This window comes from Bacillus cereus group sp. MYBK79-1 (assembly GCF_051915365.1).
Taxonomy (GTDB): Bacteria; Bacillota; Bacilli; order Bacillales; family Bacillaceae_G; genus Bacillus_A.
On record NZ_JBQAEO010000001.1, the window covers coordinates 169,470 to 194,216 of the forward strand.

Here is a 24,747-nt window from a genome sequence, read left to right on the forward strand (position 1 = left end):
TTACTGAAAAATGATTTTCTTATTACGATAAACATTCTCTTAATAAAAGTGAAAATTCTACTTGTATTTCACTATATAAAATATGGCATAATGATTTAGTTAAAATAGAATTGGATAGGGTATTTGAGAGGGGCAGTTTAATGAGTTTCGCACTAGAAATAGTAATAAAAGCACCAATTGATGTAGTATGTGAGTATATAATAGAGGATGAAAAAATAAAAGAATGGAATACGTTTATAATAGAAAATCGTTATCCTTCAAATATGGATAAAGAGAATCCGTGTGTAGGAGATAAATATATATCTGTTCAAAAAGTCGGTAAGAAAATAATTGAGGCAGAAGTAGAAATCATTGAATACGATGCACCACATATTATTTCACTAGGTAGTGAAATGAAGCAAGGTTATTCAGCGATGACTTATATGCTAGAAGAAGATGAGGAAGGTACAGCATTAACATTAATTTCAGAATATGAGCCTAGTAATCTTTATTATAAAATTATGTATAAGTTAACAGGCTGGATTTCACGAGGTTTAACTATGGAACAAATGGAGCGTCTAGCAGAATGTGTAGAAACTGCTTATAATAAAGAAAATTAATATTAAAGAGATCTTAAGGGAAAAGCGTTACTCAAAGGATTGAGTAACGCTTTTCTTATTTGAAGATTTTTCATTGAAAATCTTAATAGTTCTTTCATATATTTCTTTATCAATACGAAATTTTTCTGTTATCCAATAAGCAAGTTCGGAAGAGGTAAGGTTATGTTCTCTTTTCTTTTCTTACCTTGGAAATATCGTTTTAAAACATTATCATGAATAGAAGTTGGAATGCTATCGATATAACCGAAAATTTGAATTTTCTTGAATACAGGAGATGTACGCCAATCATTAGACTTTGTAATGAGTTCTTTCATACTTGATAAATGTATTGGCTCTGTATGTAAAACTTTTCCTGGACCTGGATCTCTAGTAATTTCAATACTATTATTTGAGACTTCATAAGTAAAAACCAGTTTTAGCGTTACCATACCCAGATAAAATATTTTTATAGATGTAAAATAGCACACCTTATTTATTGAAGGTGTGCTATTTATATAACCCCGTCGTATACATATCTGTCAATGTATATACTATCTCTTCTAACTCTAATTTTTTATCATTTTTCACAATCGTCCAAAGAAACATCTCATTCATCGCAAACCAAGCACGTGCTACAATGTCTTTATTTAATTCAGTCTTTGCTAATCCACTTACTTGAGAGTATGTAATATCCTGCATAATATTGTTTATAAAGCGTTCCCGTATCTCGTCCCATTTTTGACGTATCTCTTTTGATAATCCGATCGCTTCTTCTACTACTTGTAAAATAGCTCGTTCTTTCTTTGCTAGTTGCAGAAATGCTCTAACTTGATTTTGGATCATTTTATGTGCTTCCTCTTTCGTTTGAGGCGAAAAGGAGCGCTCGGCAATATCATAAAATTGATTCATGACATCTTCCATTAAAACAATGAGAAGATCATCTTTGTTTTTAAAGTATACATATGCGGTGCCATAACCGGTTTCTGCATGTTTAATAATTTGTGTAACTGTCGTTTTTTGAAATCCGTTACGTATAAAAATAGTGTAACCAGCGTGTAATAGTTTCTTCTTTGTTTCTAAGGAGCGGTGTTTTCTTGATGAAAGAGTATTGTTTTTCAAAGAACCACCTCTTTATACTGAAATATCTGAAAATATAACTGTATTGTAAAAGAAATTCATATATAAAGTCAACTGACATAATATCATTGACGTTATATCAACTAAGGTGATATATTTCAATTAGTTAGAATAAAAAGAAAATTAAAAGAAGGTGACACCATGTATAAAGAACCATTTCAACCAACTTATGAATATGCGCTTGAATGTGATAAACATGATGAACTGAAAGATTTTCAAACTGAATTCTATAAAAAAGAAGGAACGATATATTTAGATGGAAACTCATTAGGGCTACTTTCAAAAAGAGCAGAGAAATCGTTACTCACTTTGCTAGATTCATGGAAAGAGTATGGCATTGACGGCTGGACAGAGGGTGAGCATCCATGGTTTTTCCTCTCGGAGAAATTAGGTGAGTTGACTGCACCTCTTATTGGAGCTTTACCAGAAGAAACTATTGTAACCGGTTCCACGACTACAAATATTCATCAAGTAATTGCGACATTTTATGAGCCAAAAGGAATACGTACAAAAATTCTTGCGGATGAATTAACATTCCCGTCAGATATATATGCACTTCAAAGTCAAATTCGTTTAAAAGGATTAGATCCAGATGAGCATTTAGTACGAGTGAAGAGCCGCGATGGTAGAACACTTTCAGAAGATGATATTATTCACGCAATGACAGATGATATCGCGTTAATTTTATTGCCTTCTGTACTATATAGAAGCGGCCAAATTCTCGATATGAAACGTTTAACAGCGGAAGCACATGAGCGTGGTATTCATATCGGATTCGATTTATGCCATTCAATCGGTTCTATTCCGCATTATTTCAAAGAATGGGATGTTGATTTCGCTATTTGGTGTAATTATAAATATTTAAATGCAGGACCTGGTGGAGTTGCGGGGCTATATGTAAATAAAGAGCATTTTAATAGACTTCCAGGATTATCAGGTTGGTTTAGTTCTAGAAAAGATAAGCAGTTTGATATGGAACATACATTAACACCTGCTGATCATGCAGGTGCTTATCAAATTGGTACACCGCACGTATTAAGTACTGCACCTTTAATTGGTTCTCTTGAAATTTTTAAAGATGCTGGTATAGAGCGTTTACGCGGAAAATCGCTACATATTACAAGATATATGCTGAATTTAATTGATCACGAATTAAAAGATTTCGGATTTATAATTGGAAATCCATTAGAGGATGAAAAACGAGGCGGGCACATTTATTTAGAGCACGCAGAAGCAGCACGCATTTGTAAAGCGCTAAAAGCAAATGGAGTTATCCCTGATTTCCGTGCACCTAATGGTGTAAGACTTGCGCCAGTTGCTTTATATAACACATATGAAGAAGTATGGCATTCTGTTCAAATTTTAAAGAAAATCATGAAAGATGAAGAATATAAGAAGTTTGAAAATAAGCGAGAGGTTGTGGCATAAACATGAAATCATCAGAGTGGATTGATATTTCACAACCGCTAAATAATGAAATTGCGACTTGGCCAGGGGATACACCGTTCTCGTATGAAGTTTCATGGTCAAAAGAAGAAAGCGGGTCGGTAAATGTCGGAAAGTTAACGATGAGTATTCATACAGGTACTCATATTGACGCACCGTTTCATTTTGATAATGAAGGAAAGAAAGTGTTAGATTTAGATATTCAAGTTTATGTCGGACCTACGCGAATCATTGATGTTTCTAATCTTGAAAGCATTGGGAAAAAGGAATTAGAAAGCTTTCATTTAGAAGGCGTGAAACGCTTGCTATTACGCACATCTTCACACGGAAAAGCGAATGAATTCCCAGATGTAATCCCGTATTTACGTGCAGATATCGCACCATTTCTTTCAGAGAAAGGTATACGTTTAATCGGGGTGGATGTACCATCAGTTGATCCATTAGACGATAAAGAATTAGCAGCGCATCATCAATTGTTTAAACATGGCATACACATTTTAGAAAATGTCGTACTAGATCATGTAGCAGACGGAGATTATGAATTAATCGCATTACCACTTGCCTTAACAGATGCAGATGGAAGTCCAGTTCGAGCAGTTATTAGGCCAATATAAGTAGAATTATATAAAAGGGGCGTTTGGCTAATATGAAAGAAAACGAAAAGGTAATTATGGAAAAAGGAATTCATACGGACTTTAAAGAGAATATGACGTACGGGGAGTATTTACAATTAGATAGTTTACTATCTTCTCAAAAGAGATTATCAGACCATCATGATGAAATGTTATTTATCGTGATTCACCAAGCAAGCGAACTTTGGATGAAGCTTATTTTACATGAGTTAAACGCAGCAATTGAATCTATTAAACAAGATAAATTACAACCAGCGTTTAAAATGTTAGCACGTGTATCAAAAATTCAGTCTCAAATTATTCAATCTTGGGATATTCTTGCGACATTAACTCCATCAGAGTACATTGAATTCCGTGACTCACTCGGTCAAGCTTCTGGTTTTCAATCTTATCAATATCGTATGATTGAGTATGCGCTTGGCTATAAAACACCACACGCTTTAAAAATTTATGAAAAAGATCCAGAATTACACGCTCGCCTTCATATGGCGCTACACGCACCAAGTTTGTATGATGTCGCAATTCAAGCACTTGTAAAAGAAGGATTCCCTATTCATAAAGATGTGTTAAATCGTGATATTACGCAGCCTTATGAAGAAGATGCAACAGTAGAAGCAGCATGGATAGAAGTGTATGCCGATGTGAAAAAATATTGGAACTTATATCAGCTTGCTGAAAAATTAATTGATATCGAAGATTGGCTACAACAATGGCGTTTCCGTCATATGAAAACGGTAGAACGTATTATTGGACATAAAATGGGAACAGGCGGCTCTTCTGGTGTATCTTATTTAAAACGAGTACTTGATCAACGTTTCTTCCCAGAGCTTTGGAATGTTCGTACGAAATTATAAAAAAGAAACCTGTCAGTTCACTACTGACAGGTTTCTTTTTTATTTGATCACAATTATGTTTTAATTGAAGTAACAAGATATAATAAATCAAGTAATGATTTAATTGGAGGTAAAGGTTTGGATTTCAAGCAACTAGAAAATAAATTTGAAAAGAAAAAAGTAAATACATTTCTTGTTTATCAAAAAGGTGAGTTAACAACTGAGTATTATAAAACGTTAGAGTGTGAAAATAATCTATTTAAAATAAATTCGATTACCAAAAGCATTGTATCTATATTAATTGGTATTGCAATCGACAAAGGATATATAAATGATATACATAAACCGATTACAGAGTGGATTGAAAATGTATCTAAGGAAAAGCGGGATTTGACTCTGTACCATTTATTAACGATGACTACAGGTGAGGATTGGAAAGAGTTCGGAAATGGAGTAGTGTTTCCAAATGATTTTGTAGAATCGGAAAACTGGGTGCAGTACATAGTAGAAAAACCAATAATTGAAGAACCCGCTACAAAAATGAATTATAACTCAGGGTCTTCGCATTTGCTCAGCTATATTATTCAAGAAGTAACTGGAATGTCGACAGAACAATTTGCAAAAAGGTATTTATTTGAACCGCTAGACATTGCCGAATATGAGTGGCAGCAAGATCCCCAAGGAATATATGTCGGTGGTTTCGGTATGAAAATGAAATCTAAAGATTTATTAAAACTCGGAATATTATGTTTACAGAATGGATATTGGCAGGGTAATGAAATTGTATCATCGAAATGGATAGAAGAATCAAGTACAGCTCTATTTGAAACGTATGAACATGTTGGGGCGTATGGATATCACTGGTGGGTATTGAATAACGAAAGATTTCACATACCGTATTGTATATATTTTGCTATGGGATATGGCGGGCAATACATCGTTATCATTCCGCAGTTAGAGCTCGTTGCTGTAATAAGTAGTCATATGCCAAAACGTGGACTTGTTCCATTGAAAGTGTTTATTGAGCATGTACAGGAGCATTCTAATCACATATAAGAAGAGAGCATGTATGAGGAGTGGAAAATGATATCCTTATTTAGCGTCTTGTGCCTAATTAGGAATATTAGGAAATCAATTTTTAGTATCAAAAAGAAATCCTCCTTTTTAAAGGGGGATTTCTTTTTGGAAGGGTTTATCATAGGAATAACGAAATAATAAACAATAAGTGAAGGAGTGGTTGCCAGTGGATAAAATTGAAATTTTAAACATGATACCACAGTTTTTAGATTTTTATATGAAGGCTAGTCACGGAGAAATAGATGAAGAAAAACGTTGGGAACTTTGGAAAGAGCATTATAATTTTGCTGCAGTTCCACCTGGAGATGAAGGAACGAATTTAGCGAGAGAACTTTTGAGAAATGCTTGGACAAAATATGAAAAAAAGTTGGAGTATATAATAAACTGGGAACCAAAACTACAAATTATTGAGACATATTTAAAGGAAGTAAAGAAATTATTAAATTGTAAAGAAAACATTTGTATAACGGTAGTTTATTTTGTAGGTGCTTTTGATGACAACCCTTTTGTAGCACCAACTTATGATGGAGGAGTCGCTTTATGTTTACCTATTGAAAACGGTACAGCTGAATCTCAAATTATGATAGCGCATGAATTGACACATATTGTTCACGCTAAAACAGCAAACCTTTCAAATAGTTGGCAATGTTCAATTGGTTCTACAGTATTACAAGAAGGATTAGCGACTCAAGTTAGTAAATATTTAGTCCCTGGGCATAAAGTTGAATCTTATATTGAACATTATGAAGGCTGGTTTTCATCGTGTCAAAGTGTAAGGGATGAAATCTTAACGGGAATTTATCCTTATCTACATAAGTCTTCTCCTGAATACTCCATGAAGTTTACTTTTGGAAAAGGTACAACGAATCATTACAGAGAAGCATACTTTGCTGGATGGGAGATTGTTGGGATTTTATTAGAGAACGGAAAATCTTTTAGGGAAATAGCTAGTATACAAGAAAATGAAATACCAGCATTCCTTGAATTTTTATATAAAGAAACCTCTGTCTGTAAATAAAGACAGAGTTTTCTTTGATTTAAATGGTAAAAAGTGCTTAAAGATGGCGGGAATTTAGAATCCATATCCATTAAAGTTTTACTTTACCGACTTGTCTTCTGAAACGACATCTTTATAAATTTATCCGTCTTCGTTTCAAACTCAACATCAACAAAAACACCATATTCTTTTCCATCTTCACGTAGCCACAATTTAAATTTTTCAACTGTTATTTGAACGGTTTTTGGTTTTCTACCTATATGAAGGTAATCAATAATCTCCGCTTTTGGGTATTGTTCTTTCGTCTTTTCTACAGCAAGTTTCCCCCATTTAGCATAGGGTGGCTGGGCATGAACAATTGATGGACCGGTATATATATTTGAACTTGTTGTTATGAAAAGAATGACAAGTGCGACACGCATTAACAATTTCTTCATGATTAACTCCTTTTATCTTTTTTTATATTGTTTACATATTTTTTTGACGATATGAGTTTGGATTTTTTTGTCTTCTTTACATAAAAGCGAGGCTTTTACAAAACATAACCAAGAAATCATTTACATAATTAAGGAGGGAAAATTATGCGCCAAAAAGCTATTTTTAAAATAGCAGTTTTACTTGCGTTCATAGGACTATCTTTGATGGTCAGTAGTATACAACTGAAAAATGTAGAAGCCTTTTCTAACCAAGTCATTCAAAGAGGGGCATCTGGCGAAGATGTTATTGAACTGCAATCTCGTTTGAAATATAACGGATTTTATACGGGAAAAGTGGATGGTGTTTTCGGATGGGGTACATATTGGGCACTTCGAAATTTCCAACAAAAATTTGGATTGCCAGTTGATGGTTTAGCAGGGGCTAAAACAAAGCAAATGCTCGTAAAGGCAACGAAGTATGACAAGTCAACGGCCAATAAAGGGAATAGTGGTGGTACTGCAAAAGAAAATAAACCACCTCAAAATAAAGGGACAAATGTTCCAAATGGCTATTCTCAAAATGACATTCAGCTCATGGCAAACGCAGTATATGGAGAATCTCGTGGTGAACCGTACCTAGGACAAGTTGCAGTAGCTGCGGTTATTATAAATCGTGTTACAAGTGCATCGTTCCCAAATACCGTATCAGGTGTAATATTTGAGCCGAGAGCCTTTACCGCAGTTGCGGATGGACAAATATATTTAACGCCAAATGAAACAGCGAAAAAAGCTGTATTAGATGCGCTAAATGGATGGGATCCAACAGGAAACGCATTGTATTATTTCAATCCAGATACAGCAACAAGTAAATGGATTTGGACTCGTCCACAAATTAAAAAGATTGGGAAACATATTTTCTGTAAATAGAGCGGAGGTGGAACTATGTTACGAGGTATTATAATTGTATTATTAACAGTCGGTGTAGTTGGAACAGGTTATTGGGGTTATAAAGAGCATCAAGAGAAGAATGCAGTATTAATTCGAGCAGAAAATAGCTATCAACGTGCGTTTCATGATTTAGCATATGAGGTTGATTTATTGCATGACAAAATTGGAACAACGCTCGCGATGAATTCACGTGCATCTTTATCACCTGCATTAGCAGACGTATGGAGATTAACATCGGAAGCTCGTTCAGATGTAGGACAACTTCCTTTAACATTAATGCCATTTAATAAAACAGAAGAATTTTTAGCAAATATCGGTGATTTTAGTTACCGTGCGGCTATACGTGATTTAGAAAAAGAACCGCTAAACGATCAAGAATATAAAACATTGCAAACGTTATATTCAAACGCAGGTAACATTCAAGATGAGCTAAGAAAAGTACAACATCTTGTTTTGAAAAATAATTTACGCTGGATGGATGTTGAGATGGCACTCGCATCAAATCGTGATCCTGCAGACAATACAATTATTGACGGATTAAAGACAGTAGAAAAAAATGTAACATCGTATTCATCTACAAACTTCGGACCAACCTTTACAAGTGCGCAAAAAAATAAAAAAGGCGGGTTTGAAGCTGAAGGAAAAGTGATTTCTAAAGATGAAGCAGCGAAAATTGCAAAGTCGTTTTTGAATTTAAAAGGAAATGAAAAAGTCGATGTTGAGAAAAGCGGAAAAGGTGCGAAAGAATCTTTCTATAGTGTGAAAATTAAAGATTCAGCAACGAATAATGAGTTTTATATGGATATTACCGGAAAAGGTGGATATCCAATTTGGGTAATGAATAATCGAGAAATTAAAGAACAGAAAATTAGTTTAAACGATGCAGGAAGTAAAGGTTTGAAATTCTTAAAGGACCATAAGTTTAATAATATGGAGCTTTATGATAGCTCACAATATGATAACGTTGGTGTATTTACGTATGTAGTAAATGAGAATGGCGTACGAATTTATCCAGAGGCAATCCAAATGAAAATCGCTTTAGATGACGGTTCAATCGTTGGATTCTCCGCTAAAGAATATTTAGCATCACATCAAAAACGAACAGTTCCATCAGCAAAGCTAACTGCAGCAGAAGCAAGAAAGAAAATCAATCCAGATGTTAAAGTTATGGAAGAACGTAAAGCTGTCGTAGTGAATGATTTGCATAACGAAGTACTTTGCTATGAATTTATAGGTACTTTAGGGAAAGATACGTATCAAATTTTCATTAATGCAAATAGCGGCGCAGAGGAAAAAGTGAAGAAAATGCAAGCTGTTGAAAAAATTTATGATTAAACTTTAATAGTAAAGTGGTGAGAATAATGAAGAGCCTAATATACATGTTGATGATTTGCTTGTTTATAACTGGATGTAGTATTGGAAAAAAGGATAATCCAAACGAAAAACCAGAGCAAAAAAATGTTTTGATGAAAAATGTAAACTATACGAATAAACCAAATAAACCAAATGAAAAAGCAGCGGACCATTTAGCATCTTTAGCCGCAAGTGTGCCAGGTGTGAATGATGCAACTGCTGTAGTTGTTGGGAAATATGCTATTGTAGGTATTGATGTAAAAGCAAAACTCGATCGAACTCGCGTGGAGTCCATTAAATACTCTGTTGCAGAAAGTTTAAAAAACGATCCGGAGGGTGCTAATGCAGTCGTTGTAGCAGATGTTGATACGTATGAACGACTGAAACAAATTGGAAAGCAAATTAAAAAAGGAAAAACAGGTGAAGGTATACTTGATGAGTTAGCTGCAATTGTTGGCCGGGTAATGCCACAAGTTCCAAATGACATGATTGAAAATCGAGAAACGGATCCAGTTAAAGATAATGATAAACAATTACCAAAAGATGAAGAACGAGAACTGAGAAAAGAACAGAATGACCAATCAAATAATCATTTGAATAAAAAAAGTTAACCTTAACCCTGTACAAAATTGTACAGGGTTTTTTAATATAATATTAAATATTCAGTTTATTTTCAAAGGAATATATGGTTTAATTATGATGGGAGGGACAACTGTTATGATGAAAAAAAGCGCATTAATATTTTTTAGTTTATGCTTAGGTTTCAGTATGACAGCGTGCGAACAGAAGAAAGAAGTGAAAAAACAAACAGCGACTTCTTCTACTGTGATGGAAAGTGAGAAGAAAGAATCTATTAATATAAATCATTTCTCGAATATAAATGAAGGAATGACTTATACAGAAGTGAAAGATGTAATTGGTTTTGATGGTAATTTACTTATAGAAGAAGGTGTAGAAGATTCTACACAAATTAAGCAAATTTTTGCTTGGAAAGGAAGCGATCCAACTGCATTAGTTGAAATTACCTTTTTAGATGGAAAAGTGCATTCAAAAGAGCAGCAAGGTTTAAGTTAATAAGTTGAAAAATGGGAGAGTTTCGCATGAACATACATACAGGGGAAATTCAATTAGTTCCGTATAAGGAGAAATATAAAGAAGTTATACAAACATTTACTTTACCAAGTGAACAAGTTCGATTTACATCAGACCCAGGTGAATTATTGGAGAAAGCAAAAAGTGATCGAACAAAAAATGTGATTGTTATTTTAGATTACAACGGGGTACCTGTTGGTCTTTTTGCATTGCAAACAGGGGATAGAGTACAGGAGTTCACAAACAATCAAGATGCTTTACTTTTAACTTCGTTTTCTGTAAATCAAAATAGACAAAGAAAAGGATATGCTAAAAAATCATTGGCATTATTACAAGAGTTTGTAAAATGTTATTTCCCGATAAAAAATGAGGTTGTACTTGCTGTGAATGAAAAAAATATTCCGGCACAAAATTTATATGAAAAAGTCGGCTTCCAAGATAAAGGCTTTAGAAGAATGGGACCAATTGGTCAACAAATTATAATGCATTTACCTATCATAAAATAATGAGAAGAAAAACTTACTCTTGAAAAACAAGGTAGTAAGTTTTTTTATTTAGAACGATAAGAGAATATATATGAAAAGGCTATATTTAAGAGTAAAGAAATTATAGCTAGTTACATAAAAAATAAAGATACTTGAAAAACTTTAAATTTAGTAAGTTCTACAATCATTAAATAATACTTTTTGGGGGCGTAGCTTTATGGAAATTATTCAATTACTAAAGAAGGATGACTTATTTAATAAGGCAATAGATGTTTTTTGGAAAGAATGGGGGGAGGCAGGTGGGCGTGCATTTTATGAAGATTGTATGACTAATGCTTTAACTGATCCAAATGACATACCGAGTTTTTACATTGCAAAAGTAGATGATAAGATTGTCGGAACGTATGCATTAATTCGCAATGATTTAAATAGTCGTCAAGATTTGAGCCCATGGCTAGCGTGTTTGTTTGTAGATGAAAAATTTAGGGGCAACTCTATAGGAGCAAAATTGTTGAATCATGGATTAATAGAAGCAGCAAAAAGAGGATACAAATTTCTTTATCTTACTTCGGATCTTAACGGATATTATGAAAAATATGGATGGAAAGAAATTGGAGTTGCTTATGGGCCTAGTGGAGGGTACATACCTTTGTTTAAAAAGTCAACGGCTCTATAACGAAAGCACTTTTTATTCAACAAACAGGTGCTTTCGTTAAATGAAATAAAACACCAAGAACCTTACTACAATAAAATGTAGCAAGGTTCTTATAGGTTGTTATATTAAATAACTTTACATCAACTTTGAAACACATTTAAACAAGGAGAAATGATATGACAATTTATATTGCATTACTAAGAGGAATCAATGTAGGCGGGCATAAGGTAATTAAAATGGCCGATTTAAAAGAAATGTTTGAATCCATAGGGTTAAAACAAGTAAAAACATATATTCAAAGCGGTAATATCGTGTTCAAATCTGAGGGAAATATAACATTTCTAAAGGAACGAATACAATCTGAAATTAAAAACGTTTTTGGTTTTGATGTTCCGGTCATGTTAAGAACGCATGCTGAATTTATAAACATTATAAAAAGGTGTCCTTATGAAGTCGATTCATTGCTTGAAGGGGAAAGTATACATGTTGCCTTCTTAGCAAATGAACTTTCTGAAAAAGAAAAGGATCAGCTGCTTATGCAAACAAATGAAACTGAAGATTGTTATATACATGAAAAAGTTGTGTATTTGTTATTCAAAAACAGCATTCGAGATTTTAAATTAATGAATCAGTTTCAGAAGCTACATACACCAGCTACAGTAAGAAATTGGAGAACTGTGAATAAATTAAAAGCGATAGTTGAGGGGATGTAAATATAAAAAGATGAGATTTTCTGTTTATAGAAAACCTCATCTTTTTATTTATATTGTTTAGCAACAACGAACTCAACGATAGGATAAATAAAGAATGAAGAACAAAGTGCGATAAAAAGAGGAAGATTCTTTATTTCATCGAGTACTAGGAATGCAAATCCTTCTGACAATAGTAAAATAAAAAACATAAGACATATAAGTACAAAATAAGCAATTTTAAAGCTTTTATATGTAATTTGCTGTCCCATTTCATCTTGGCTTTCTTCCGATACTCCATTTGGATCTCCCCAAGTAATTTGATTCATTAAATTACCAAGTATTAACGAAAAAGCGAATATTGTTCCTCCCAAAATCGAACCTTCCGTTACATATTTATATGTGCCATGTATAAGAACTCCGATTAGTGATAATACGATAATTATAAAAATAACTTTCTTGTGATTCAATTTAGAAATGACACCTCCTATAATGTAAAAAACTCTTTACAAATACAGTATAAAATTGGGAAAGTTTTATGTCAAATACTTTTTACATAAATGGTGCAAGAATATGATATTTTGTTTTTACGATTAATAAAAAATTACATTACATTTGAATGTAAAAGAATGGGCTAGCATATATTTGGAAGGGATGTCAGATTAATTTAGGGGGTAGTTATGTCTATTCTATTAAAAGCTGGTGCTGATGCAGGAAATAACGGTTTGAAGTTAATGGTGAAAGGGCAAGACCCTATTTTTATTCCGAGTATATATTCTTTATATATAGGAGAGCCTACAGGATTGTTAGATGAGAGTGATGTTTCATTATCTGAATTAGAAAATCACATTGACGTGACCATTAGTTCTCCATCGCTAATGTTAAATAACGTGCGTTATATTGTTGGGGAAAAAGTCATTCAAGATCAATTAAAAGGTACTGAGGTTGAGAAGAAATCAAATAAGTCAACTGATGAGTTAATGGTTATTACAATTCTATCTGGTTTAGCGGTAAGTGCTATGCGTCAAAGTCCAACTTCTGGTCATATTAATATTCGTTATGATTTATCTGTGGCTCTTCCTATGCAACTTATTACACAAGAAATAGCTGCGGAAAATGCGAAACGTTATATGGGCAATCATAAGGTTGTGTTCCATTATCCTAACGGACGTGATGTGACAATTAATATTTCAATCGAATATTGTAAATGCCTGCCTGAGGGTGCTTCTGGTACGTGGGGCATTGTATATGATGAAGAAGGAAATGTTGTGAAACATAAAATAGAATGTGAACAAAATCAAGTTTCAGAAATTGATTTTGTTGATAAAACTTTATTGTCTTTTGATATTGGTGCAGGGACGACAGAAGAAGTAGTTTCACTAGGTGTGAACTTTAGACCACAATTAAGTAAGGGCTTATCATACGGTGTGAAAGAAACGTTACTACAAATTATTACAAGATGGAACCGGAAGTATCCAACAAAGACGATTGATAGTATTACAGAGTTTAACCAAATTTATTTACATGAAAAGCATCCAAGAAATGCGTTACTAGTTGAAGAATCACAACCAGCATTATTAGGTTTAGCAGCGCGTGTCGCAACGGATATCATAAACAAAATTGATGACATGAAAGACGATCCATACGTATTTATTTATGGCGGGGGCGCAGTAATTATTAAAAACAGTTTAAAAATGATTTTAAAACAAAAAGGACGACTAACAAATGTAATCTTTGTAGATAATCCGTTATTTACAAATGCACGTGGATTATTAGTCTACACTTGTTCGCCAAAATATAGAGAGCATAAGCAAAAAGAGTTAGGATTTACAAACTTAACGATAAGTTAGTTGGTGGAAGTATGCGATCTAGGCGATATAAACGTGGTGATCGAGTAAAAATCAATATTCATAAATCAGTATCACCTGAAATGATTGCATGGCTGAATAAACAATCAAACCCAACCAATTTCTTTTTCTTTGCAGCGCAGCAACTCTTTAAACAAGTAGGAGATATTGATGTGTCAAAAGCTATACCAAGTAGCCATGTTTTCTCATTATACGTGGAGCCATCATCTTTATTAAAGGTCGAAGTAAATCCCTTTAAAAATGTGCCACTAGAAGCTAATAAATCCACCGATAATATAAAAAAAAAATCATGGGAATCTGTTGATCAATTAGATTGTCCGTTTTTTTAAACATAGAAAAAAATAAGTATTGCCCATCACTATACATACGGATACAGTGATGGGCTTTTTTACATGTAACGAATAGAAGGGACACAAATTATGGTGTGCCCCTTCTATTCGTTATTTATCTATATTTTAGATGTATGTTCAGTAACTGCATGAATGATGTCTGCCCAGTCATCAGGATGCTTTTCATGTCCTGCGCCATCAAGGGTTAGTAGGACTGAGTTAGGAATTTCATTAATAAGTGCGAGACCATGTTCAAAAGGGAGCGCTGTATCGTCTGTTCCGTGAATAACTAATGTAGGTGCTTGTATGGAGTGAAGCACACCTTCATAAGCATCATCACCTTGGAGTAAAGCGTGATTAAACATACTTAATAGATTGTTTGCGCGTTCTATTTCTTGTTTTACTTGAGTATAGACTCTTTTTTCATCAAATGTTCGTTTGGATCCACATAATAGGCGAGATCCGGAAACTAAATATTCTGCTACAGCATTTTCATTTGTCCAATCTAAATGCGTGCCATTTGCGTGATGTGTTAAAATTCTTTCGTCCATCGGAGGTAAATCGCGCGTGTTATCGTCAGAGCCTATTACACTTGTAGCTAGTAATGTTAACGACGATATTCTTTCAGGATATTTTACAGCAGCAATTTGAGCTATCATACCACCTAAAGACATACCAAATAGATGTGCTTTATCAATTTGATAAGCATCTAGTACCCCAATTGCATCTTCAGCCATATTTGTAACTGTATAATTGGAAGTACCAGGCTCGTATGCAACAGAGCGCCCTACATCACGGTTATCAAAACGAATAACAAATTTCCCTGTGTTAGCCAACTGTTCACAAAATTCTTCATCCCAATACACCATTGAACACGTAGCCCCCATAATTAATAAAATAGCTGGGTTTTTAGGGTTCCCAAAGCTTTCTGTACATATATCAATCCCGTTTATTTTAAATATCTTTTCAGTCATAGTGTTCTCCCCATTTCGTTTGAATTTCATTAAAAATACAATGTTGAGTGATTCTAAGGTGTATGTAAGTTTCGTTTTGGAATTAATAGTACAATAACCCCTAAAAATAAGTATATAGCCATTCAAGGCAAAAAATTTTGAGAAATATTTGTATGTTATTAAAATAAATAGCAAGGAGGAATGGAAATGAAAGCAATTGTTATAGATCACTATGGTAATGTTGAAGAATTAAAAGAAAGAGAAGTTTTAAAACCAATTGTTAAAGGTGACGAGGTATTGATACGTATTCTCGCGACATCTGTTAATCCTGTTGATTGGAAAATAAGAAAAGGAGATTTACAAGAACAGTTGCGATTTTCATTTCCAATTATTTTAGGGTTGGATGTAGCTGGGGTTATTGAAGAAGTTGGGGAAGAGGTAGAGTGCTTCAAAGTAGGAGATAAAGTATTTACGAAACCTGAAAATATAGGGAAGGGATCTTATGCTGAATTCATTACAGTAAAATCGGATTTAGTATCTTATATGCCTACTAATCTAAGTTTCGAAGAGGCAGCTTCTATTCCTCTTGCAGGACTTACAGCGTGGCAAAGTCTTGTAGATTACGCAAAAATAAAAGAACATGACCGAGTACTCATTCATGCTGGAGCTGGTGGAGTTGGAAGTTTGGCAATCCAAATCGCAAAATCATTTGGGGCTTTTGTTGCGACAACTGCAAGTAGTAAGAATGAAGAGTTTTTAAAGTCTTTAGGAGCAGATCTCGTTATTGATTATAAAAAAGATAAATTTGAAGAATTACTATCAGATTTCGATATTGTATTAGATACAATAGGTGGCAAAGTACAAGGAAAAAGCTTTCAAATTATAAAATCTGGTGGTGTGTTAGTTTCGATTGTTCATGAGCCAATTCAAAAAGTAAAAGGGATAAAATCAGGATTTTTATGGCTAAAACCAAATGGAAAGCAATTAGAAGCATTATCAAAATTAATTGTACACGGAAAAATAAAACCAATTATAAGTAAAGTTGTGCCTTTTAATGAAGAGGGGGTTAGAGAAGCTCATATTTTGAGTGAAGGTCAACATGTTAGAGGTAAAATTGTAATGAAAGTCAGAGGATAATGAAGATAGTGGCTTGTAGAGAAAGTGAAGTTGAACCACAAAAAACTCAGAAAGAAATACTATCCCAAAAGTCACATTTTCATTTTGGATAGTATTTCTTATTGGACATGTAATATTATCTCTATAATATAAAGTTTCGTATTGTATCATGTAATTTCTCTAAACCAATCAACATATCTTTTTCATTTAACATTGAATAGCTAATCCGTAATTTGTTATTATTTATATCGGTATTTAATAGACAAGCTGTTCCTGGTAAAAAAGAGACATCTACTTCATTTGCTTTTTGTAATAAGGTAAAGGGATCTATCGAATCCGGAAGTGTAATCCATAAATTAAAGCCACCATTTGGTATTTCAAATCGTAATTCTTTAAGTGGTGATAACATATCAATCGTTATATCACGTCTAATTTGTAAAGCAGTACGTAATTTTTCTAAATGGTTTTTCATACGTTCTGCACGTAAAAAAGGAAGGAGTGCTTTTTGCGTTAATAAAGGACTACCGATATCCATTGAACCTTTTACAGCATATAACCATTCAAAAATAGGCCCATCGGCAATAATAGATGCGATACGCAATCCTGGTGCTAACGTTTTACTAAATCCTTTTATATATATTACGTGGCCGTTCGTATCAAAATTTTTGATAGGAGAGGGAATAGTAGCACCCTCAAAATATATTTCTCCGAAAGAATCATCTTCAATTATAAAAAACTCATATAACTCTGCTAGTTCTAAAAGTTCTATTCTCCGTGCTTTACTCATTACTGTACCTGTTGGGTTCTGAAAAGTTGGATTCGTATACAATAATACGGGATTTTTACTTTGACAAATATCATCGATTAAGTCGGAGCGAACTCCATGATTATCAAGAGAAACTGGTATAATTTTAGCACCTTTATTGATGAAAATATCAAGTGCAGCACTGTAACAAGGACTTTCCACTAATATAATATCACCAGGTTTTAATAATGTTTGAGCAATTAAATCAATTCCTTGTTGTGCGCCGCTTGTAATTAATAATTGAGATGGATCGGTCACTAAATTCTGGTGTTCATGTAAGTAATTTGCTATTTCAACTCGCAGTTCATAATCACCTTGAATTGGCCCATACGTTGCTAGGATCATCTGGTCTTTATTAAGTATTTTATGCATTTCATCTGCCAAGAATGGATTTGGTAATAAGCGAGGATATAAAACCGCTTGTGAAAAATCGTAATATTTCCGGTGCCGATTTATTGCATATTGAGATCGCATAACATTAATCGTTTTTGTTTGTTGCCATTTATACGGAATTGGTTTGAAATCTTTCTTTACATGTTTATGTATATAAGCACCTTTACCTTGCTGGATGCGTATATATTCTTTCTTTTCTAATTGCTTATATGCCTTACGAACAGTTAATAGGCTAATCTGCAAATCTTCGGCCATAGAGCGTAAAGATGGAAGTGAGTCACCATGCGAGAGCATGCCACTTTGTACTCTTTCAACGATTTGCATATATATTTGCTTGTAATACGGTATGTTGGATTCTTTACGAAGGACAATCTTCATGGCTTCACCTTTTTCGTTTTTATTTTATTAAAGCGAAAAATATATATAGAATCAACTATGATTTTAGGTAACTGTTATATACATAGATACACTGTTATACACGATACCTTCTATACTCATGGTAAGAGTAAAAAGGAGGAAGCAAAATGGTCATATTCAATTATATTTTAGTATGTATTATTTTCGGAACAACATTTTTAACGATAAAAATTGGAATTGAAGCAGGAGCACCCCCTTTATTTTCAGCAGGAATTCGTTTCTTTTTAGCGGGCGTAATTCTGATGATTATATTTAAGTTAAAGCGAAAAGAAATTATGCCATATGTATTTTCAAAACGTATTATATATGCTGGATTTTGTTTAACGTTTATGACATTCGCAACATTGTACTGGGCGGAAAAATATATTTCTTCAGGGTTAGCTGCTGTGCTTTCTGCAACGGGACCGATGATGATTTTGTTATTACAGGCAAAGAGAAATAAGACAAAATTACAAAAGGAGCAATTGCTAGCTTTAATTATTGCACTAATAGGTGTTGTTTTTGTTTCTTTACCAGGAATGCACCAAGAATTAAGTTTCATATGGAGTATCGCTTGTTTTGTTTTAATAATAGGAGAGTTATTTTACGGAATAGGCTCTATTCGCTCAAAAGAAATACTTTCGGATTTACAAAGTGTATCACCATTTCTCATAAATGGTATTCAAATGTTTTACGGAGGGGTATTATTACTAATCGTATCCGTCATAGTAGAACAACCGAATATATCTGTATTAGCTTCATGGAGTGTACAGTGGCCTATTTTATATCTTATCTTTATCGGATCAATTGGTGGGCACGGATTATATTATTGGCTCTTATCAAAAACAAATCCTGTATTCCCATCCACGTGGTTATATGTATCACCATTAATTGCTATTATAGTAGGATATATCATATTAGGAGAACCTTTAAACCCTACAATGGGAATAGGTGCTTGTTTTATTTTGGTTGGTGTATTTTTAGCTAATCGATCCACACTCCGGAGCTATTTCAAACAAGGGAAATTATTTGAGAAGGAAATGTAGTTGTATAAAGAAGCAGCTCTGTATAAAATAGGGCTACTTTAATTTTATCCCTTTCGGCAAGAAGACGCACCTGATTTGTGTTACGGGTGAAACTCAACAAATCAGGTGGCGATGAATTTCCAAAAGAAGGAAGACTGAACTCTTTTGTCTCGTATATAAAAATTTTTTGAGAGCGAATATTTGTTTTTTGTCTTACGATATAATCTGCCGTAGATAAGGAAGGAATATATCGTAAGACAACGAAATTGGATAGTAATAATCATTTTATTACTTGAGCCAAAAGGAATTACGATGAAGAACATGTTCATATTTTGTTCCAAATATTGCTTTGTCAAAAGTAATGAATAATTTTAATGAACGCTCTAAGAAAGGTGGTGAAAACAATGGCTAGAAAGAAAGCCGTGAAAGTATTACGTAAACAAAAGAAAAAAGAAACCATGCAACGATTTACGCAGAAACAAAATATCGGACGAGCTTGCCTCACAGCTAAAGAATTTCGCTTACTTCAGCGTATGTCACATAGTTCAAAAGCATTGCGAAATGTTGGATTGTATACCATTAAACAAAGTTATTTGATCCATAATAAAATGGCTACTGTAAAAGAAGTGGACACTGCCATGCAAGCCGATACGAATTACTGGGGCATTCAATCAAACTCTGTTCAGGCGATTCGTAGAGCCTTATATGCAGAAGTGAATAGCTTTTTTAAAGCGTTGGAACAGTGGAAGAAAAATCCTGAGAAGTTCACAGGGCGTCCTAAATTTCCGAATTATTCTCGTCCAACTGACAAACGAATCATTGAAATCTATCAAGTTCCAAAATTGGATGATAACGGATATTGGATGATTCCGATGAATGTGGCATTCAGGAAAAAATTCGGTTCCATTAAAATACGTATGCCTAAAAACTTAAGAAATAAAAAAATCTCCTACATTGAGATTGTACCGAAGCAAGAAGGTCGGTTCTTTGAGGTGCATTACACATATGAAGTGCACGTTTCTCAAATGAAGAAACAATCTACGACCACAAGTAACGCTTTGAGTTGCGATTTAGGTGTAGATAGATTAGTAAGTTGCGTGACAAATACAGGTGATACCTTCTTAATCGATGGAAAAAAATTGAAATCTATTAACCAGTACTTCAATAAAATGATACGTAATCTCCAACTGAAAAATATGGGAAATGGACTTTCGAAACGAGTTGTAACGAATCAAATGGCTGCACTTTGGCATAAACGCGAAAGACAAATAAATGGTTACATTTCACAAACGGTAGGCCTGTTGTTTAAAAAAGTGAAAGCATTTGGCATAGACACGGTTGTCGTAGGGTATAACGCTGGTTGGAAACAAAAATCTGATATGGGGAAAAAGAATAATCAAACATTTGTTCAAATTCCGTTTCATAAACTGATAGCAGCAATTGAGAATAAATGTGTAAAAGAAGGCGTCCGATTTTTGAAACAAGAAGAAAGCTATACTTCAAAAGCCAGTTTCCTAGACAAAGATCCGGTTCCAGTTTGGTCTAAGGAAGATAGGACGTATCGCTTTAGTGGCAAACGAATCACTCGTGGTCTGTACCAAAGTAAAGCAGGAACATGTATCCATGCTGATATTAATGGTGCATTGAATACATTGCAAAAATCAAGAGTTGTAGAATTGGATGACAATCTCAAAGTGAAAACGCCGATTCTATTAGAAGTGCAAAAACGTAAGGCTGTTGTTTCGCGCATAGCTTAGTGGGTGCGTCAACCATCCATGTGTACTCGACTTGTCGGGGCTTGTAGCACACACCGGATTCATCTGAGTGGTGGCTTCTTCCATAAGGAAGAATTGCTCTTTTTCGAAAGGGTGGTGCAAGTGGGAAAACAATCGTTCGTTGCCAGTACCAACCAAAAACATACTTGGGGTGTTACCGTAAGGTGGCATGAATGCTAGAGCGTCAACTGTCTAGCGATAGACGAAAAGACCTAACGTTCTAACTCAAGCCCCCACGGAAATGTTTCATCTCAGTGGGGGGAGTTGACTGTCCAAATGAATTTGCTCGTGACTGATTAGAATCTCACTACAAAGAATTAGTATTTCATACATTAAGAGAAATGTTTAATACGACGTTTGAAATTCAGTTTGATCTATGTAATGACGAACCATCAAAGTTGAAAGATGTTCCAAAAAAAAGGCTAAATAGCTGGGATGAAGTAAAGAAAGCGTTAAGGCCAAAATTAGCAGAGAAAACATTTATAACCTGGGTTAGAAATACAAATGCTACTATAGAAGATAATACATTAATAATCTTTTGTAAGGATGCGTTTCATCGTGATTTGCTTGAAGGTGAGTATAAAAATATAATTTCAAGTACCGTACAGAAAATTACTAATGAAGAATATCAAATTTGGTTTGAAATAAAATCAAATACTACTTCTATAGCGCAGATTCATCACGTGCGAAATAATCCACTTACTTCCATACAAGAAGAGACCAATACAATTTGGAATGAAATAAAAGGTAAAATGCAATTAATAATTTCAAGACCTTCATATGAAACATGGGTTAAAGAAACGACAGCCAGAATAAATGAAAATTCATTGATCATTTATTTTGAAAATGAATTCCAAAAGGGATGGGTTGAGCATTCTTATAAAAATTTAATTTCAGAAATAGCTAAAGAGTTAACTGGAAATACATATGAACTGCAATTTGAATTGAAAGCAAATACATATGCAACCGATAATGGTGAAAAATCAAAATCTACTATTGATAATATAATTCCTGAAATAGGGGAGCAGTTCAAAGGCTCTACTAATAATTTTAAAAACAATGATGTAGGCGATAGTGATAAACGAATTCAAGCTTTAGAAGAAAAAATAGTGAACTTGGAGAAAGTGGTTGACATATTGGTGGGGAAATTGAAGGTAGTAGAATTAAAAACACAGTTGGAAAAATAACCAACTGTGTTTTTTTACTTAATTTACTTTTTTTATAAACCCTTTATAATGACGTTTCACAAGCTGACTTTCTAAAGTCTTCATCGTTTCAAGGGCTACACCGACGATGATAAGTAAGCTTGTACCACCAATTTGTGCAGAAGGTGGTAACGTAGCAATTTTCGTGAATACGAGCGGTAAGATCGAAATTGCCCCTAAGAAAATTGCACCGATAAATGTTAATCGATATAAAATTTTCGTTACATATTGTTCTGTTGATTTACCAGGGCGAATACCAGGTACATATCCATTTTGCTTTTTCAAATTCTCAGCCATTTGTTCAGGATTTACTTGAATAAATGCATAGAAATATGTGAAAGCAACGATAAGGCCGACATAAAGTGTCATTCCAATTGGATGTGCAAAATCAAGATTTGCAACTATCCATTTTGAGACGCCTGAATCAGGGAAGAGCTGCGCAATTGTACGCGGCGTCATTAAAAATGCGGAAGCAAAGATTACTGGAATTACACCAGCACTATTTACTTTAAGCGGTAAATGAGTGTTTTTTGCTCCTTGATATTGATTGTTTCCTGAAACAGCTTTTGCATATTGAATCGGTATTTTACGCACAGCTTGTTGTATGTAAATAACGCCAACAACTATCGCTAAAATAACAAGACCAATTAAGACCATCTTTATGATGTGCATGAATAATTGATCGCCTGCATTTTGGAATTGTTGCAAATAAATTTGGTTCGCAACATTTGGAATTGCCGCTACAAGTCCTGCGAAGATAATCATCGAAATACCATTACCAACTCCGTTAGCGGTAATTTGTTCACCTAACCAAAGTAAAAATGCAGTACCTGCAGTTAAAACTGTCGCAATAAATAAGTATGTAGTCCAGCTTTGATCTGTTATTAATTGTCCACCTGCTATATTATTAAAACCATAAGACATCCCAATGGCTTGTATGAATGCGAGAATGATTGTAAAGTATCGAGTGAATTGAGCTGATTTCTTACGGCCCATTTCTCCTTGCTTTGCCCATTCCGAAAATTTAGGTATAACGTCCATTTGTAGTAATTGTACTATGATGGAAGCTGTAATATAAGGTGTAATACCTACAGCAAAGATTGAGAAGTGTTGCAGTGCTCCTCCGCCAAATACGTTTAGCATACCTAAAACGTTAGCTTGATCTTGTACTTTTAATACCTCTGCGTTAGTATGAGGAACTGGAATAAACGTGCCAATTCGAAAAACGATTAGCATCGCTAGCGTAAAAAGAATTTTGTTTCTTATCTCAGCTACTCTCATGAAATTTGAAATCGTACGAAACATTATGTCGCCTCCTATATTTTTATCAGTTCAAAACTGATTATTATATCCCGATGAAGTAACCACAAACCTCCTTCCGCATTAAATTCATTTGACAAATGGAATTTTATACATTTTGTAGTTTTCTCGGATATAAAAATATAAGGTGTTTTTTAGCGACCAATAAGCTTTTCGTAATCATTCAATATACATAATATATCGAATAAATTAACAAATGTACATACATACGCATGAAAAATGAATGAATAGGGGCATTTTTTACATTTATTTAATGCTAGATTGATAATTAGGAACGTTTTATGTAGTTGTATTGAAAGGATTCCGTGGAAAGTATTATGGTGTAGCTGTAGCACATGATAACCATAAGGAAATCTTCAAGGATGTTGAGAAAACTCATATCTTTAGTCGTGAATTAGAGAAACTATTAAAGCAAGAAAAGATTCGATTGAAATAGTAGTGAAGGAAAATCTTTCTTCTATAGAGAATATTTCTAACGCAGGAATCTAAGTATATAGGTTCTAATGAAAGGAGAATTCACATGAATATATTTGTAAAGGACAAGTTTTATGAAACGAGAAATCAATTATTTGAGGAAATTACTTTGTTAAGTGATGCTCAATTTAATAGAAAACCAGATAAGGATAAATGGAGTATAGCACAAGTTTGTCATCACTTAGTTTTATTAGATGATAGAGTTATAACGGTTATTTCGTCAGGATTAAAAAAGATGGATAGTTTCCAAAATGAGCGTAAAGAAATTCATACTATTGTATTAGATAGATCGATAAAATTTATAGCACCAGAAATGATTGAACCAAGTATAGAACCATTTGAAGTGCTGCAAATGATTGATTTGTTAAACGACTCTAGAAAAGAATTGATGCGTTTTCTCAGTACAATAGAAGATGAATCTAAATTGGCAAAAAAATCAGTGATGCATCCAGCTCTTGGAGAATTACTTCTTGATCAGTGGATAGAATTAATCTATTTGCATGAACAGCGTCATATAGAACAAATCAAAGAGGTCAAATTGCTTTGTGAAGTTGAAAAGTAAAAATTATTATCTATTTATTGAGCGATTTAGGATAGCATCAAGGGTTCGAGTGATAAAATACAAGTCTTGATTAAAATTATGATGAATTTAGTTGAAAGCAGCCAATAAGCAGAAGAAAATACGAAACTAGCAGATTTTATTCTTGAATAGGAAACGAACATTCAAAAAAAACTGAATCCGAATTACTG

The 24,747-nt window shown here is 33.8% G+C and carries 25 protein-coding genes and 2 pseudogenes; 20 read left to right on the forward strand and 7 right to left on the reverse strand.

Annotation, left to right across the window (positions count from 1 at the left end; translation table 11 throughout):
• Positions 1–140 precede the first annotated feature (140 nt).
• Positions 141–599, forward strand: coding sequence for an SRPBCC family protein (locus tag ACTFOB_RS00990; RefSeq protein WP_440023980.1), 459 nt, complete (start codon positions 141–143; stop codon positions 597–599).
• A 27-nt stretch (positions 600–626) separates the two neighbouring features.
• Here ACTFOB_RS00990 and ACTFOB_RS00995 read toward each other — a convergent pair.
• A pseudogene (locus ACTFOB_RS00995) lies at positions 627–1,006 on the reverse strand (hypothetical protein); the annotation flags it as partial.
• A gap of 79 nt (positions 1,007–1,085) precedes the next feature.
• Positions 1,086–1,697, reverse strand: a complete 612-nt coding sequence (locus tag ACTFOB_RS01000; protein WP_440023982.1) for a TetR/AcrR family transcriptional regulator — start codon at positions 1,695–1,697, stop codon at positions 1,086–1,088.
• A gap of 159 nt (positions 1,698–1,856) precedes the next feature.
• Here ACTFOB_RS01000 and kynU point away from each other — a divergent pair, with 159 nt between their 5' ends.
• From kynU to ACTFOB_RS01025, 5 genes are all read left to right on the forward strand, one after another.
• Positions 1,857–3,143 (forward strand): kynureninase, encoded by a 1,287-nt coding sequence (kynU, locus tag ACTFOB_RS01005; RefSeq protein WP_440023984.1) that lies wholly within the window; start codon positions 1,857–1,859, stop codon positions 3,141–3,143.
• Between the two features lie 2 nt (positions 3,144–3,145).
• On the forward strand, positions 3,146–3,775 hold the full coding sequence (kynB, locus tag ACTFOB_RS01010; protein WP_440023985.1) for an arylformamidase: 630 nt from the start codon (positions 3,146–3,148) through the stop codon (positions 3,773–3,775).
• A 32-nt stretch (positions 3,776–3,807) separates the two neighbouring features.
• Positions 3,808–4,647 (forward strand): tryptophan 2,3-dioxygenase, encoded by an 840-nt coding sequence (gene kynA, locus ACTFOB_RS01015; RefSeq protein WP_440023986.1) that lies wholly within the window; start codon positions 3,808–3,810, stop codon positions 4,645–4,647.
• Between the two features lie 117 nt (positions 4,648–4,764).
• Positions 4,765–5,682, forward strand: a complete 918-nt coding sequence (locus ACTFOB_RS01020; RefSeq protein WP_440023987.1) for a serine hydrolase domain-containing protein — start codon at positions 4,765–4,767, stop codon at positions 5,680–5,682.
• 187 nt (positions 5,683–5,869) lie between these two features.
• Entirely contained in the window at positions 5,870–6,721 is an 852-nt protein-coding gene (locus tag ACTFOB_RS01025) for a DUF2268 domain-containing putative Zn-dependent protease (RefSeq protein WP_440023988.1), read from the forward strand.
• An 83-nt stretch (positions 6,722–6,804) separates the two neighbouring features.
• On the opposite strand, the gene ACTFOB_RS01030 is transcribed toward ACTFOB_RS01025, so the two are convergent.
• Positions 6,805–7,137 (reverse strand): DUF3889 domain-containing protein, encoded by a 333-nt coding sequence (locus ACTFOB_RS01030; protein ID WP_440023990.1) that lies wholly within the window; start codon positions 7,135–7,137, stop codon positions 6,805–6,807.
• 144 nt (positions 7,138–7,281) lie between these two features.
• On the opposite strand from ACTFOB_RS01030, the gene sleB reads away from it, so the two are divergent.
• From sleB to ACTFOB_RS01065, 7 genes are all read left to right on the forward strand, one after another.
• Positions 7,282–8,043, forward strand: a complete 762-nt coding sequence (gene sleB / locus ACTFOB_RS01035; RefSeq protein WP_440023992.1) for a spore cortex-lytic enzyme — start codon at positions 7,282–7,284, stop codon at positions 8,041–8,043.
• A 15-nt stretch (positions 8,044–8,058) separates the two neighbouring features.
• A complete protein-coding gene (gene ypeB / locus ACTFOB_RS01040; RefSeq protein WP_440023994.1) occupies positions 8,059–9,399 on the forward strand; it encodes a germination protein YpeB in 1,341 nt (446 codons plus the stop codon).
• A 26-nt stretch (positions 9,400–9,425) separates the two neighbouring features.
• A complete protein-coding gene (locus ACTFOB_RS01045; protein ID WP_440023996.1) occupies positions 9,426–10,028 on the forward strand; it encodes a YhcN/YlaJ family sporulation lipoprotein in 603 nt (200 codons plus the stop codon).
• 106 nt (positions 10,029–10,134) lie between these two features.
• On the forward strand, positions 10,135–10,491 hold the full coding sequence (locus ACTFOB_RS01050; RefSeq protein WP_151582939.1) for a hypothetical protein: 357 nt from the start codon (positions 10,135–10,137) through the stop codon (positions 10,489–10,491).
• A 26-nt stretch (positions 10,492–10,517) separates the two neighbouring features.
• Positions 10,518–11,015 (forward strand): GNAT family N-acetyltransferase, encoded by a 498-nt coding sequence (locus tag ACTFOB_RS01055; protein WP_440024770.1) that lies wholly within the window; start codon positions 10,518–10,520, stop codon positions 11,013–11,015.
• A gap of 196 nt (positions 11,016–11,211) precedes the next feature.
• Positions 11,212–11,670 (forward strand): GNAT family N-acetyltransferase, encoded by a 459-nt coding sequence (locus tag ACTFOB_RS01060; RefSeq protein ID WP_151582935.1) that lies wholly within the window; start codon positions 11,212–11,214, stop codon positions 11,668–11,670.
• A gap of 155 nt (positions 11,671–11,825) precedes the next feature.
• The gene (locus tag ACTFOB_RS01065) at positions 11,826–12,362 is read left to right on the forward strand and encodes a DUF1697 domain-containing protein (RefSeq protein ID WP_440023997.1); all 537 of its coding nucleotides are present in this window, start codon (positions 11,826–11,828) and stop codon (positions 12,360–12,362) included.
• Between the two features lie 44 nt (positions 12,363–12,406).
• Here ACTFOB_RS01065 and ACTFOB_RS01070 read toward each other — a convergent pair whose 3' ends face one another.
• Positions 12,407–12,808 carry a hypothetical protein gene (locus ACTFOB_RS01070; RefSeq protein ID WP_440023998.1) on the reverse strand — a complete coding sequence of 134 codons (402 nt, stop codon included), beginning with the start codon at positions 12,806–12,808 and terminating at the stop codon, positions 12,407–12,409.
• A 210-nt stretch (positions 12,809–13,018) separates the two neighbouring features.
• Between ACTFOB_RS01070 and ACTFOB_RS01075 the strand changes: the two genes are divergently transcribed.
• Positions 13,019–14,188, forward strand: coding sequence for a ParM/StbA family protein (locus tag ACTFOB_RS01075; RefSeq protein WP_000025616.1), 1,170 nt, complete (start codon positions 13,019–13,021; stop codon positions 14,186–14,188).
• 11 nt (positions 14,189–14,199) lie between these two features.
• Positions 14,200–14,535, forward strand: coding sequence for a hypothetical protein (locus ACTFOB_RS01080; RefSeq protein WP_001257747.1), 336 nt, complete (start codon positions 14,200–14,202; stop codon positions 14,533–14,535).
• 119 nt (positions 14,536–14,654) lie between these two features.
• On the opposite strand, the gene ACTFOB_RS01085 is transcribed toward ACTFOB_RS01080, so the two are convergent.
• Positions 14,655–15,509, reverse strand: a complete 855-nt coding sequence (locus ACTFOB_RS01085) for an alpha/beta fold hydrolase (RefSeq protein WP_440024000.1) — start codon at positions 15,507–15,509, stop codon at positions 14,655–14,657.
• Positions 15,510–15,695: 186 nt separating this feature from the next.
• On the opposite strand from ACTFOB_RS01085, the gene ACTFOB_RS01090 reads away from it, so the two are divergent.
• Entirely contained in the window at positions 15,696–16,625 is a 930-nt protein-coding gene (locus ACTFOB_RS01090; protein WP_440024002.1) for an NADP-dependent oxidoreductase, read from the forward strand.
• Between the two features lie 121 nt (positions 16,626–16,746).
• Here the strand turns inward: ACTFOB_RS01090 and pdxR are convergent, their stop codons facing one another.
• Positions 16,747–18,180, reverse strand: coding sequence for a MocR-like pyridoxine biosynthesis transcription factor PdxR (gene pdxR, locus ACTFOB_RS01095; RefSeq protein ID WP_440024003.1), 1,434 nt, complete (start codon positions 18,178–18,180; stop codon positions 16,747–16,749).
• Between the two features lie 146 nt (positions 18,181–18,326).
• Here pdxR and ACTFOB_RS01100 point away from each other — a divergent pair, with 146 nt between their 5' ends.
• From ACTFOB_RS01100 to ACTFOB_RS01110, 3 genes and pseudogenes are all read left to right on the forward strand, one after another.
• Positions 18,327–19,244, forward strand: coding sequence for a DMT family transporter (locus ACTFOB_RS01100; RefSeq protein WP_440024005.1), 918 nt, complete (start codon positions 18,327–18,329; stop codon positions 19,242–19,244).
• 383 nt (positions 19,245–19,627) lie between these two features.
• Positions 19,628–20,980 (forward strand): RNA-guided endonuclease TnpB family protein, encoded by a 1,353-nt coding sequence (locus ACTFOB_RS01105; RefSeq protein WP_440024007.1) that lies wholly within the window; start codon positions 19,628–19,630, stop codon positions 20,978–20,980.
• A gap of 287 nt (positions 20,981–21,267) precedes the next feature.
• Positions 21,268–22,185: pseudogene (locus ACTFOB_RS01110) on the forward strand (DnaA N-terminal domain-containing protein); the annotation flags it as partial.
• 18 nt (positions 22,186–22,203) lie between these two features.
• Here ACTFOB_RS01110 and secY read toward each other — a convergent pair.
• On the reverse strand, positions 22,204–23,508 hold the full coding sequence (gene secY / locus ACTFOB_RS01115; RefSeq protein WP_440024009.1) for a preprotein translocase subunit SecY: 1,305 nt from the start codon (positions 23,506–23,508) through the stop codon (positions 22,204–22,206).
• Between the two features lie 535 nt (positions 23,509–24,043).
• Here secY and ACTFOB_RS01120 point away from each other — a divergent pair.
• A complete protein-coding gene (locus ACTFOB_RS01120) occupies positions 24,044–24,559 on the forward strand; it encodes a DinB family protein (RefSeq protein ID WP_440024011.1) in 516 nt (171 codons plus the stop codon).
• Positions 24,560–24,747: the final 188 nt, after the last annotated feature.